Source organism: Sphingomonas sp. ERG5 (genome assembly GCF_000803065.1).
Classification (GTDB): domain Bacteria; phylum Pseudomonadota; class Alphaproteobacteria; order Sphingomonadales; family Sphingomonadaceae; genus Sphingomonas.
In genome coordinates, this window is record NZ_JSXI01000045.1 from 95,887 (window position 1) to 108,862 (window position 12,976).

The 12,976-nt window shown below is 66.2% G+C and carries 10 protein-coding genes; 5 read left to right on the forward strand and 5 right to left on the reverse strand.

Going from position 1 to position 12,976, the window contains the following annotated elements; translation table 11 throughout:
- From OO12_RS15920 to OO12_RS15940, 5 genes are all read left to right on the forward strand, one after another.
- Nucleotides 1–231 carry a hypothetical protein gene (locus OO12_RS15920; protein WP_034159687.1) on the forward strand — a complete coding sequence of 77 codons (231 nt, stop codon included), beginning with the start codon at nucleotides 1–3 and terminating at the stop codon, nucleotides 229–231.
- Between the two features lie 88 nt (nucleotides 232–319).
- Nucleotides 320–583 carry a ribbon-helix-helix domain-containing protein gene (locus tag OO12_RS15925; RefSeq protein ID WP_034159763.1) on the forward strand — a complete coding sequence of 88 codons (264 nt, stop codon included), beginning with the start codon at nucleotides 320–322 and terminating at the stop codon, nucleotides 581–583.
- 58 nt (nucleotides 584–641) lie between these two features.
- On the forward strand, nucleotides 642–3,215 hold the full coding sequence (locus tag OO12_RS15930; protein WP_034159688.1) for a TonB-dependent receptor: 2,574 nt from the start codon (nucleotides 642–644) through the stop codon (nucleotides 3,213–3,215).
- Between the two features lie 61 nt (nucleotides 3,216–3,276).
- A complete protein-coding gene (locus tag OO12_RS15935) occupies nucleotides 3,277–4,014 on the forward strand; it encodes a tetratricopeptide repeat protein (protein ID WP_034159764.1) in 738 nt (245 codons plus the stop codon).
- Nucleotides 4,011–4,694: a Fe2+-dependent dioxygenase gene (locus OO12_RS15940; RefSeq protein WP_034159689.1), complete on the forward strand. Its 684-nt coding sequence runs from the start codon at nucleotides 4,011–4,013 to the stop codon at nucleotides 4,692–4,694. The genes OO12_RS15935 and OO12_RS15940 overlap by 4 nt, the downstream gene beginning before the upstream one ends.
- Nucleotides 4,695–5,117: 423 nt before the next feature.
- On the opposite strand, the gene OO12_RS15945 is transcribed toward OO12_RS15940, so the two are convergent.
- The 5 genes from OO12_RS15945 to OO12_RS15965 all read right to left on the reverse strand — a co-directional run bounded on the left by OO12_RS15945 (nucleotide 5,118) and on the right by OO12_RS15965 (nucleotide 12,864).
- The gene (locus tag OO12_RS15945; protein ID WP_235364823.1) at nucleotides 5,118–6,107 is read right to left on the reverse strand and encodes an FAD:protein FMN transferase; all 990 of its coding nucleotides are present in this window, start codon (nucleotides 6,105–6,107) and stop codon (nucleotides 5,118–5,120) included.
- Between the two features lie 2 nt (nucleotides 6,108–6,109).
- On the reverse strand, nucleotides 6,110–6,925 hold the full coding sequence (locus OO12_RS15950) for a DUF4198 domain-containing protein (RefSeq protein WP_034159690.1): 816 nt from the start codon (nucleotides 6,923–6,925) through the stop codon (nucleotides 6,110–6,112).
- Between the two features lie 26 nt (nucleotides 6,926–6,951).
- Entirely contained in the window at nucleotides 6,952–7,470 is a 519-nt protein-coding gene (locus tag OO12_RS15955; RefSeq protein ID WP_034159691.1) for a DUF2271 domain-containing protein, read from the reverse strand.
- 12 nt (nucleotides 7,471–7,482) lie between these two features.
- Nucleotides 7,483–8,118 carry a PepSY-associated TM helix domain-containing protein gene (locus tag OO12_RS15960; protein ID WP_034159692.1) on the reverse strand — a complete coding sequence of 212 codons (636 nt, stop codon included), beginning with the start codon at nucleotides 8,116–8,118 and terminating at the stop codon, nucleotides 7,483–7,485.
- A 108-nt stretch (nucleotides 8,119–8,226) separates the two neighbouring features.
- Nucleotides 8,227–12,864 (reverse strand): NAD-glutamate dehydrogenase, encoded by a 4,638-nt coding sequence (locus tag OO12_RS15965; RefSeq protein WP_052215935.1) that lies wholly within the window; start codon nucleotides 12,862–12,864, stop codon nucleotides 8,227–8,229.
- Nucleotides 12,865–12,976: the final 112 nt, after the last annotated feature.

Genomic DNA, 12,976 nt, shown 5'->3' on the forward strand with positions numbered 1-12,976 from the left:
ATGGATACGGGTCTCCTTCTCCTGATCGGCGTCCCGCTGGCGCTTGTCGTCCTGCTGTTCGTCAGGGCGGGCCGAAAGGGAGAACTGCGCCTCGATCATCTGTGGTTCACGCTGACGGTCGTCATGGTCGGCGTCAGCGCGATGGCGCTGCAATGGTTGCCGCCGATTGGCACGATCGGCTACCGGCTGCTGTCGTCCGCGGCGTCGCTCGGCATGCGGATATTATTGTGAATATCGGCGCGCGACAGGCGGGTATCGCGGTGTGGGCGGTGATGTTGCTCGGTATGGCCGGACGGTCGCTGGCCGGGCCGCCGCTATAATCGCGCCGATCATTGCCCCGCCCGGCGGCTTTGCCGGGCCGGCCAAGCGATCGGTGACGATCGCCGGACACCAGACGTCGATCAGCCTCGAACCCGTCTTCTGGGCGGCACTCGAAACTGCCGCCACGGCACGCGCGCTGCCGCTCAATGCGCTGATCGCCGAGATCGACGCGATACGGATCAAGGCGGAGGTGCCGCCCAATCTCGCAAGCGCCCTGCGCAGCTGGCTTTTCTGCCACAGTGGTGAGAATTACTCTCAGTAGCGTTGACAATGAGAGTGACTCGCAATAGCCGCCCCTCAACTCTAAGGGGATTACCGTCATGCGCCGTCCAGGCACCGTTTCACGCAGCGCTGCTGTGCCCGCTTTCCTTGCTTTGTCATGCGTCGGTGCGTTCGTCACCGCGCCGGCGATGGCCAAGGATGGTGTGGATGCCGCATCCGCCGATGAAGCCGCCAGCGAAGCCAATGCCGGGCAGCGCCGCGAGGACGATATCCTCGTCACCGACCGTCGCGATCTGCCCAACGCCTCGCCCAAGGACGTCGCGCCGCAAATCGATACCCCGCGCTCGGTCGTGATCCTGCCGCGCGACGTGATCGACCAGACCGGCTCGGCCAGTCTCGCCGATGCCCTGCGCACTGTTCCGGGCATCACGTTCGGCGCGGCCGAGGGTGGCAACCCGATCGGCGACCGCCCTTTCATCCGCGGCTTCGACAGCCAGGGCAGCACCTATGTCGATGGCGTACGCGATTTTTCGGCCCAGACGCGCGAAGTGTTCGCGGTCGAGTCGATCCAGATCGTGCGCGGGTCGGATTCGTCGCTGGGCGGCCGTGGCAGCGCGGGCGGGTCGATCAACATCCTGTCGAAGCTGCCGCGCGCGACCGATTTCGTGAACGCCGCGATCAGCTATGGCACCGCCGATTACAAGCGCGCCACCGTCGACCTGAACCACAAGATCAGCGACACCATTGCCTTCCGCGTCGAAGGCATGTGGCATGATCAGGACGTCGCCGGGCGCGATGCCATCTGGCAGCGCCGCTGGGGTGTCGCGCCATCGGTCACCATCGGGCTCGGCACGCCGACCCGGCTGACCGCTTCCTATTATTATATGGAAAGCCACGAACTGCCCGACAGCGGCATTCCCTACCTCTACACCATCGGCAACGCCCCGCTCGGCAACAACTATTCGGAACCGGCCATCGGCACGGTAACGACGATCGCGGGCAAGACGGGCGTTGTCGATCGCTCGACCTTTTACGGCCTGAAGAATCGCGACTTCCGTGATGCGAAGACCAATCAGGCGACGCTGCGCTTCGAACATGATTTTGGGTCGGTGACGATCCGCAACACGTCGCGCTACACCCATAACGATCAGGCGTACATCTACACTCAGCCGGACGATCAGCAGGGCAATGTCTTCGGCACGGATACCGTCGCGCCGATCGGCGACGTGCCGGCGACTGCCGGTGGCCTGGTCTGGCGTCGTGCCAATACCCGCTATGGCTATGCTGAAAGCATCGTCAATCAGACCGATCTGTACGGCGATTTCGATACCGGCGGGATCAAGCACAGCTTCGCCGTCGGTGCCGAATTTTCCTGGGAAAAGTCGCGCCGAGGCACGTTCGTGACGCGTGGTTATGTCAACGCCGCCGGCAATGAGCTTCTCTCGACCGGCTCGACGATCGCGCCTGCACGCTGCACACCTGAGGCGATCTCGCGTTTCTATTGCACCAGCTTGTTCAATCCGAATCCGAACGACAATTTCGTCAACTATAGCAGCGACAGCTCGACCGTCGCGGCGCCGATCGTCCGTAATCTGGCGATCGCGGAGACGCAGAACGACGCCAGCACGCAGAGTGTCTATGCGTTCGATTCGATTACGCTCGCCGAACCGCTGATCCTGAATCTTGGTGCGCGCTACGATCGTTTCACCTCGAAAGTGCGTCCGGGCCAGCCGATCACCGCGACCAGCGTGTTCGAGCTGGAGCGCACCGACAAGATCTTCAATTACCAGGTCGGACTGGTCTTCAAGCCGACCAAGAACAGCAGCCTCTACGCCAGCCATGCAACCTCAGCGACGCCGCCCAACTCGTTGCTCGGCGAAGGGCAGGAAGGCAATGGACTCGGCACCACCAACAATGCGGCGGCTCTCGCCTTGCTCGACTCGCTGAAGATCGAGCGGACCAAATCCTATGAAGTCGGCGCCAAGGTCGATCTGTTCGATCAGAAGCTGAATCTCAGCCTTGCCGTATTTCAGACCGACACCAAGAATGCCCGCGTGACCGGGCCGAACAATACGGTGGAGTTCATCGGCAAGCGCCGCATCCGTGGCATCGAATTCGGTATCAACGGGACGATCCTGCCGGGCTGGACCGCATTCGGCGGCTATTCCTATCTTGATCCGACGATTACCGATGGCGGTTTCACCGCCTTGACGGCGCCGGCCATCACGCAGACCGTTGGTGGGGTGACGACCACGCTTCAGCCGGCGAAGACCGTTCAGGTCACCTCGGTCAACACCGGCCGTCAGGCGCCACAGACCGCGAGGCACAGCGCCACGCTGTGGACCAATCTGGACGTGGGTAAATTCTCGTTCGGTGGCGGCGCCTTCTACACCAGCCGCGTGTTCGGGGGATATTCGGACAATCGCGCCGCGACGCAGACAGCGGCGGGCGTCGTGACGGTCAGCCCGGTGACGAAGTTCATCGCGCGGACCATTCCCGGTTATGTCCGTTTCGATGCGCGCATCGCCTATAAATTCACCGACAAGGTGCAATTGGCGGTCAATGTGCAGAACCTGACCGACAAGACCTATTTCAACCAGGCCTATACCGCGCATTATGCATCGATCGCCCCTGGGCGTTCGGCCTTTGCGACGCTGAGCTTCGGCTTCTGAGGCCAATCGCCCGACCGCCGTTCGGCTCGACATGAACGGCGGCGAGTGGTTAGCTGGCATCATGGATCGCCAGACCCTCGACACATTGACGCCCGACGATATCGCCGCGCGCCTCTCCGCCTCGCCGGAGGAGCGCGCGGCGTTTCTGCGCCAGGCGGCCGAAGCCGGCGTGGCCGAGGCGCAGGCGGTGTACGGTCAGATGCTGCTCGATGGCGCGGGTGTCGCGACCGATCCGCGCGCCGCGCTTGGCTGGTTCACCCGGGCGGCGGCGCAGCACCATGTCATGGCGCTGAACATGGTCGGGCGCTGCTACGATCTTGGCTGGGGCATCGCGCCGGACAGGGCACGGGCCGCCGAATGCTACCGCATCGCCGCCGAACAAGGGCTCGACTGGGCGATGTATAATTACGCGACCTTGCTCGCGCTCGGCGATGGCGTGGTCGAGGACAAGCCGGCGGCGCTCGGCTGGCTGCAAAAGGCGGCGGCGCTGGGCAATGCCAAGGCGATCAATTTCGTCGGCAGCTTCCATGAGGATGGCTGGGTGGTCGAACGCGACATGGCCATCGCCGCCGATTGCTATGCAAGGGCGGCCGAGGGCGGCGATTTTCGCGGCCGGTTCAATCATGCCCGCCTGCTCGGTGACGCGGGCCGGATCGACGAGGCGCTGGGCTGGCTCGCCCGGGTCGGTGAAACGGCGACCCCGGCCTTTATCGACAAGGCCGCCGCCTGGCTCGCGGCGTCGGATGTGCCGGATTTCCCCACCCGCGGCGTCGCGGCATTGCGGAGCGGCGTCAAATGATGATCGCGATTCCCGATGTGCTCGATGCGGGCGGGATTACCGCGGTGCGCGCGCTGATCGACGCGGCCGACTGGATCGATGGGAATGCGACCTCGGGTGCGCAAAGCGCGCTGGCCAAGCGCAACGAACAATTGCCCGAGGACTCGGACGCGGCGAAGCGCGCCGGCAATCTGGTGCTCGATGCGCTCGCCGCGTCGCCCCTGTTCGTGGCCGCGGCCTTGCCGCTCAAGGTTTTTCCGCCCTTGTTCAACCGTTATGCCGGGGGCCAGGCGTTCGACCTGCATGTCGACAACGCGATCCGCATCCGCCGCGGCAGCGATTTCCGCATCCGCAGCGATCTGTCGGCGACGCTCTTCCTCGAACCGCCCGAGGCATATGACGGCGGTGAATTGGTGGTCGAGGATCAGTTCGGCCGGCAATCGGTCAAGCTGCCCGCCGGGCATATGCTGCTCTATCCCGCATCGAGCCTGCACAAGGTCGAGCCGGTCACGCGCGGCACCCGCACCGCTTCCTTCTTCTGGATCCAGTCGATGGTGCGCGACGATGGCGCGCGGCGCATCCTGTTCGAACTCGACCAGGGCGTGCAATCGGTCGCCGCGGCGCAGGGGCAGGGCGATGCCGCGGTGATCCGGCTGACCGGCGTGTATCACAATCTGCTGCGGCGCTGGGCCGAGGCCTAAGCGGCACAATATCCGCGCCGCGAACCCGGGGGCTGCGTGCTGGGCGCTCCCTTTGCTCGCCTTTCTCCGTGATAGGGGAGGAGTGATCGAGTTCCACCCGCGATCAGCCGATTCAACGCTCCCGACAGCAATGACAGCGTGGCGCCGGGCGGGATGCTACCCAGCGTCCAGCCGCGCTCTTTCTCATCGCTGGCAGATATGAACGGCGCGCCGCCATCTGTTCGGGCGATAACAGGTCCTGTTCCACCTGTTATCGACCTGTTTTTCACCTGTTATTGAATAACAGGTGGATGGAGGTTAACGCGCTGAAAAATAATCGATAATCCGCGCTGAAAATCCAACTTAACAGGTCGGAAAAAATTGCGCGCCGATAACAGGAAAGAACAGGGCGCGACCTGTCCGGGGATGGGCGTTTCGCCGCGCTTAATCGAGCATTGCCTGCAGCGTGCTCGACAGAAACTCGCGATGACCGGCGCCGTCGCGCACCACGATCCTTGCCGCCAGCCCTTCGCGCTCGGCCAGCGCCATGCCCTGGTCGGCGCCAAGCACCATCAGCGCGGTGGCCCAGGCATCGGCCATCATGCATTCGGCATGGATCACGCTCGCCGATGCGACATCATTGACCAGCGGCGCGCGGGTGCGCGGGTCGATTGTGTGGGCATAGCGCTGGCCGTCGGCATCGAAGAAGCGGCGATAATCGCCCGAGGTCGCGACCGAGACGCCATGTAGCGCAAGCCGGATCGGGGTCAGGCGCGCGCCGGGCGGTGGCTCGAGATCGACCCACCAGGGCTGGGCGTCGGGCTTCATGCCTTCGCCGCGCAACTCGCCGCCGATCTCGACCAGGAAATCGCGCACGCCAAGCGCAAGCAGCGCGCGGGCCAGCGCATCGACCGCGAAGCCCTTGGCGATGCCCGACAGGTCGATCCGGACATTGGCGGTACGGCGGACCCGGTTGCCTTGCCGTTCGACTGCGCTGCAGCCTGACGCGACGGCTGCGATCTCCTCGCGCGTCGGTCGTGTGGCGCGCCTGCCGGCGGGGCCGAAGCCCCAGAGGTCGACCAGCGTGCCGGTGGCAGGATCGAACGCGCCGCCGCTCGCGCGTGCCACGGTCAGCCCGGCATCGAGGACATAGGCCAGGTCGGCGCGCAAGCTGTGCCAGTCGCCGATCGGCACGGCGTTCACCCGCGACAGCAGCGACGCCGGTTCCCAATGGCTCATCTCGGCGATGACGCCGTCCAGCGCCTGTTCGATCGCCGCGCGCAGCTCGGCCACCGGGCGTGATGCGACGATCCGGGCACTCCATGTCGTGCCCATCGTCGCCCCGCCCAGGCCGATGACACCCGCACCGGGGCTGCGCCGCCGAAAGGCTGCGACGGAGACGTCCGGCGGGATGGCGATACGCGGCTGGTACATGGTCAGGGCTGTAGCACTTCAAGCACGGCGGTGTAGCTCATGCGCTTCTCCGCATTGGGAATGACGACGCTTGGCGCGGTGGCGCTGGCGTTGATCCAGTACATGCCCGCCGCCGGCCAGGTGATCGCGACCTGCCCCTGGGCATCGGTGGTGAAGGTCTTTTCATCGACCGAATGGCGATAGCGGCTGCCCCCGGCGATGACCGTGACGGTCAGCTTTGCCGCCGGCTTGCCGTCGGCGGTGAAGCGGAAGGTCGCCGGCTCGCCCGCGACCAGGTCGTTCGGATGCGTGACCGGCACCAGTTCCAGGCCGATGCCGGTCGGCTTCAGCGCCGTCTGGGTCGGGGCGCCCGCGGTCACGAACACTTCGTTGCGGTTGATCGATTCGGCCAGCTTCACATCGGTCGCGCCGGCCGGGATCGCGGTGGCGAGCTGCTCCGCCTTCGTCCCGCGCGGCAGGCGCTGCTCGACGCCGCCGACCTTGAAGCTGCCCATCACGCCGCCGTTCTGCACCACCAGCTTGTAGGTGCCCTTCTGCGCCATGTGCAGGTCGAAGGTCGCGCGGTACTGGCCGATATTCATGTGCTCGACCTTGCCCGGCGTGCCGTCGGGCTGAACCACGGCGGGTTCGGCGCGCAGCGGCTGATGGTCGGGGAAGAACAGGTCGTTCGACGCGGCGGCGTCGAACGTGATCCAGTCGTCGTCGCCCGACACGATCGTGGTCGAGGGCAGCATCCACAGGCGATGCGCCTGGAGTGGCGCGGCGATCGCGATGGTGCCGAGGGCGGCGGCGAGCAGCTTGGCGCGGAGCGTGGTCATGGTGGCGATCCTCTCAGGGTTGCCGGTCAGGGCTTGAAGGTTGCGGAGACGGCGCCGAGTTCGGTCTTGCCGGCGGCCTGGATCGTCTGGCCGGGTTTGAGCGGCCAGGTGAAGGGCAAACGGACGACTTCGCGGCCGCCGACTTCACGTGCGGCCTCGATCACCAAAGTGTACTGGCCGGGCTTGAGGCCGCCGAGCCTGGCGGCATTGACGCTGATCTTCTGCACCCCCGGCGCGCGCGTCGCGCCCGAGCTGCCATCGGCGATATAGCTGCCGGTACGGCCCGAGGCGCGCCACCAGCCGCGCACTTCGTTGAGCCATTTGCGGCCTTCGTCCTTGGCCTTGGCCACGTCGTACCAGATCGACAACGTGCGGGCGGGGGCGCCCGTGGCTTCCAGATACACCGCGACATAGGGCTTGTGATATTCGGCGACGGTCAGGCGCGGCACGGTGATCGACACATCGACCGACTGCGCGGTGGCGGGGCCGGCGGCGATCAGGCCGGCGGCGGTCCCGGTCAGGATGAGATGGTGGCGAAGCTGCATGGATCGGATCCCTTAATGGATGAAGATGACGGCGATAATCGCGGGGATGGCGAAGCCCAGCGCGACCAGCGGCCAGGTGACCGGGCGTTTGGCGGCGTGGAGCCAGAGCAGCACCAGCCCGGTCAGCGCGAAGATCAGGCAGGCAAAGGCGAAGATATCGATGAACCAGCTCCACGTCTTGCCCGCATTGCGGCCCTTGTGGAGATCGTTGAGGTAACTGATCCAGCCGCGATCGGTGAACTCCGACGTCACCGCGCCGCTCGCGCGCTGGATCGTTACCCAGCCATCGCCGCCGGGGCGGGGCAGCGGCAGATAGACTTCGTCGGCCGACCATTCGGCGTCGCCGCCCGCGCCGACCGAGAAGGTCTTTTCGACCCAGCGCGCGACCGGTGCGGGCAGGGGTTTCTTGATGTCGGGCGCGTCGTTGGGCGCGATTTGCGGCAGCAGCGGCGCGGGCAGCTGCGCGGCGCGTTCGCTGACCACAGGCTTGGCTTCGATATCGACCGCATGGTTGAGCGTGAAGCCAGTGACCGCGAACAGCAACAGCCCGATCAGGCTCACGGCCGAGCTGATCCAGTGCCAGGTGTGGAGCTGCTTGAGCCAGAAGGTCTTGCGCCGTGGCTTTTGCCGCGCGGCCGGGCTGTTCATGGGTGGAGGCGCGTCCCGACTCGTATTGAGAATGACTCGCGATAACGCGAACGATTCTCAATTGCAAAGGGTAAGAACTCCTCCCCGGGCCGGGGAGGAGTTAAGCCGCTACCGTCCCAGCAATACCCGCGCCTGTCCCGCAATCTGCGCCAGCATCGCCGCATTCGGCGCGGGCGCGTTGCGGGCGCGGTCGACCACCGACTTGAACTGCGCCACGCGCTGGGCATTGGCGGTCAGCCAGCTTTCGACCAGTGCCTGGGGATCGCCCCCGGCCTTGGCTTCACCGCCACGGCTGAGGAAATCGAGCCGCAATTGCTGGAAGTCGCGCGCCAGGCCCGCGATCAGCAATCGCTCCCACGGGTCGCTCGGGCTGATCCGCGCGGCATTGGTCTGCGCCCAGTCGAGGCCAAGCGCCTGGCCGAGCCGGGTAAAGGCCTGGGTCAGCACGGTCTCGTCGAGCTTCAGCCGGTTGCCGAGATCGGCAAGCCCGACCGCGCCGTCGAGTTCGAACAGCCGCACCACCTTCTGCACCAGCTTCTTCGGCGCGCCGGCTTCTTCGAGGCGGCCGGAAATGCGCGCGCTTTGCGCATTGGCTTCCTCGCGCAGCAGCGCCTTGTGCTGCTTTTCGAGCTGGCCGATGCCCTTGGCGATCCGCGCCAGCACTTCGCCGGGCCCGGTGCCGGGAATGGTGATGCGCAACAGGTCGGCGATCTGTGCCCGCGTCGCCACCGCGACCTCGTCGAACAGCGCGATGCGCGCGATCTCGGGCATCGCCGCGGTTTCGATCTCCTTCCAAAGGGCAGGCAGGTCGAACAGCCGTTCGGTGACGACGAACATCGCCGCGATGTCGCTCATCGCCGCACCTTCTTCCTCGGCCAGTTCGAACGGATAGAGCACGCCCATGCGATTGATGATGCGGTTGGCGAGCTTGGTCGCGACGATCTCGCCGCGCAGGCGGTGGCTGTCGATCGCCGCGGCGAACTTCTTGCGCATCGCGGCCGGGAAGGCGGCATGGAGATCGGGCGCGAGTTCGGCATCGCTGCCGAGCTCGCCATGTTCGATCGCGTCCTGCAGCGCGAGCTTGGCGGTCGCGAGCAGCACGGCCAGTTCGGGACGGGTCAGGCCGCGATGTTCCTGCACGCGGCGCAGCAGATCGTCGTTCGACGCCAGCCCCTCGACCACGCGGTCGAGCCGGCCATCGGCTTCGAAGATCTCGATCACGCGGACATAGCTGGGCAGCGCTTGCGGCCCGTCATGCTCCATCACTGACAATGCCAGCGTCTGCAGCCGGTTATCCTCGAGCACCAGATGCGCGACATCGTCGGTCATGCTGGCGAGCAGCACATTGCGCTTCTCATAGGCCAGGCGGCCCTCGATCATCTCGCGGTTGAGCGCGATCTTGATGTTGACCTCATTATCCGAACAATCGACGCCGGCCGAATTGTCGATGAAGTCGGTGTTGATGCGCCCGCCGCGCGCGGCAAAGGCGATGCGCCCGGCCTGCGTGACGCCGAGATTGGCGCCTTCGCCGATCGCGGTCGCGCGGAGATCCTCGGCATTGACGCGCAACCGGTCATTGGCGGGGTCGCCGACCTGGATGTTGTTCTCCGCCGCCGCCTTCACATAGGTGCCGATACCGCCGAACCAGATCAGGTCGACCTGGCTCTTCAATATCTCGGAGATCAGCGCGGTCGGTTCGATCTCGGTCATGTCGAGGCCAAGCGCGGTGCGAATCTGCTTCGACAGCTTGATCGTCTTGTCGGTGCGCGGGAACACGCCGCCGCCCTTGGAGATCAGCTTGGCGTCGTAATCCGCCCAGCTCGACCGCGGCAGCGCGAACATGCGGTTGCGCTCTTCCCAGCTCGCCGCCGGATCGGGATCGGGATCGAGGAAGATGTGGCGATGGTCGAACGCCGCCAGGATCTTCAGCGTCTTCGACAACAACATGCCGTTGCCGAACACGTCGCCCGACATGTCGCCGCAGCCGACCACGGTGATCGACTCGGTCTGCACATCGACGCCGCGCTCGGCGAAGTGGCGCTGCACCGACAGCCAGGCGCCCTTGGCGGTGATGCCCATCGCCTTATGGTCATACCCGACCGAGCCGCCGCTCGCGAACGCGTCGCCAAGCCAGAAATTATGCTCGAGCGCGATCGCATTGGCGACATCGCTGAACGTCGCGGTGCCCTTGTCGGCGGCGACGACGAAATAGGGATCCTCGCCGTCATGGATCACCACCGACCGGGGATGGACCACCTTGTTCTCGACGATATTGTCGGTGATCGACAGCAGCGAGCGGATGAACACGCGGTAGCTTTCGGTCCCTTCGGCGAGCCAGGCGTCGCGGTTCGACGCTGGCGGCAATTGCTTGGGATAGAAGCCGCCCTTGGCGCCGGTCGGCACGATCACCGCGTTCTTGACGCGCTGCGCCTTCATCAGCCCGAGAATCTCGGTGCGGAAATCGTCGCGCCGGTCGGACCAGCGCAAGCCACCGCGCGCGACCGGGCCGGCGCGCAGATGGATGCCCTCGACGCGCGGGCTATAGACCCAGATCTCGCGCCACGGCACCGGCGCGGGCAGGCCGGGGACGAGATGGCTGTCGAGCTTGAACGCCAGCGCGATTTGCCCGGCGGGGGCGAAGGCGTTGGTGCGCAGCGTGGCGGCGATGACGCTGTGCAGCGCGCGCAGGATGCGGTCGTCGTCGATCGCCGAGACGGCATCCAGCCCGCGCTCGATCGCGCCATCGGCGGCGTCGATCGCGGCGGCGGCCTTGGCGCTGCGCGCGGGGTCGTGCGCGGCATTGAACCGGTCGATCAGCGACGCGGCGACCTTGGGCGCGCGGCGCAGCGCGTCGACCACGGTGATCAGGCCGTAGCCGAGGCCTGCCTGGCGCAGGTAACGGAACCAGGCGCGGAACAGCACCACGGCGCCGGGCGCCATGCCGGCATCGACGATCAGCCGGTTGAACGCGTCATTCTCGGCCTTGGCTTCGAGCACCGCGGCAATGGCGTTTTCCAGGATCGCCGGATCGCCGCCGAATGCATCGCGTCCTGCTTCAATCAGGAATTCATGGACAAAGGCCTGGGCGTCGTCGGCCAGCGCGGTCGGGACTTCCTCGATCACGCGGAAGCCGAAATTCTCCAGCACCGGCACCGCGTCCGACAAGGCGAGTGCGCCGCCGAGGCGGTAGATCTTGAGCCGTGCCAGCCCGGCCGAGTCGCGGTAGAGCCGCACCGAACGGTCGTCGGGCGTTTCCAGCCGCGACAGGCGCACAATGTCGCGCGCCGCTTCTTCGGGCGGATTGGCGGCGCGATAGCCTTGCGGGAAGCAATTGGCGTAGCGCAGCGCCATGCGCGCGGCACGCGCCGGCTCGACGCTGTCCGAAAGCGCCGCTTCGATCGCCGGCACCCAGCCGCGCACCATGCGGCCGAGCCGGGCGTCGAGCGGGGCGGTGTCGGGCATTTGCCCTTCGCCGCGCAAATCGAGCGTGAAGCGCATCATCGCGACAACGCCATCCTCCAGCGCGATCGACCAGTTGAGCAAATGCGCATTGGCCGCCTCGGCCAGCATCTCGCCGATCGCGACGCGCCGCGCCGTGGTGAGGTCGTCGCGCGGCAGCCAGACGAACGCGAACAGATGGCGGCCAAGCGTCGAGCGCACCAGCACCAGCTTGGGACGCGGCCGGTCGGCGAGCGACATGGCGGTGAGCGCGAGTTCCTCGAGCTGTTCGGTCTCGAACGCGGTGACCAGGTCGTGCGGCAGCGCGGCGAGCGCATGAGTCAGCGCCTTGCCGGTATGGCCCTTGGGGTCGAAGCCGAACTTGGCCTCCAGCGCGGCGAGCCGTGTGCGCAGCACCGGCACTTCCTGCGGCGGCGCGCCGAGCGCGGCGCTGGTCCACAGTCCGGCATGGATCGACAGGCCAGTGACCTTCTTGCCCGTCATCACCGGGACCAGCACCAGATCGAGCGGCACCTGGCGATGCACGCCCGAGATCAGGTTGGACTTGAGCAGCAGCGGGGCTTCTCCGCCCTTCTCGAACCATTTGATCGCCAGCAGGCGCGATGCGTCGGCGAGGATCGGCACGTCATGCGCGTGACGGCTGATGCCGAGCTGCGCATCGCATTTGCCGTCGACATGCCAGGTTTCATGCCCAAGCAGGGTCATGTTGCCGCCCAGGAACCATTGCAGCAGCGCCGCGCCCTCGCTTTGGCCGAGCCGCGCGATATCATCGCCCAGCGCGCCTTGCAGCTTGGGCCAGTCGGCCACCGCCGAGCGGACGTCGCGCAGATTGCGTTCAAGCGCGGCGAGCAGGTCGCGGCGTTCACGCGCATCGGCGCGTTCCATCTCGATATAGATCATCGATTCGGGCGCGCCCCCGGCACTGGCGTCATCGCCGACCTTGCCCAGGACGCCGCCGGCGCCGCGCGTCACCTGGACGACGGGGTGGATGATTCGGTCGATGACGATGTTGTGCGCGCCGATCGTCGCGGCGATCGAATCGACCAGAAAGGGCATATCGTCATTGACGATGGCCAGTCGCATGCGGCGGCGCGGGTCGGTGCCGGCCATCGCCTCGAGCGCGAGGGTGGGGACGCCGGGGGCGCGGGTTTCCGCGGTTGCCGCCATGAAGATGGCGGCCTCCGCGCGTTCGGCTTTGCCGAACCCCTGCAATTCGCCCGGAAGCGCGCCTTTGGTCAGCCGGACGGCGAGCGCATCCGACAGCGATTTCAGCATAGTCTTGGCCATGCGGGCCGCTATGCGCCGGTCGCGTTTCGACCTCAAGCCTTGTGGCAGTGCACAATCGCATGATGCGCCAAATCCGCTTCTTCCGGCGACGGGACGACGATCTTGATCCGGC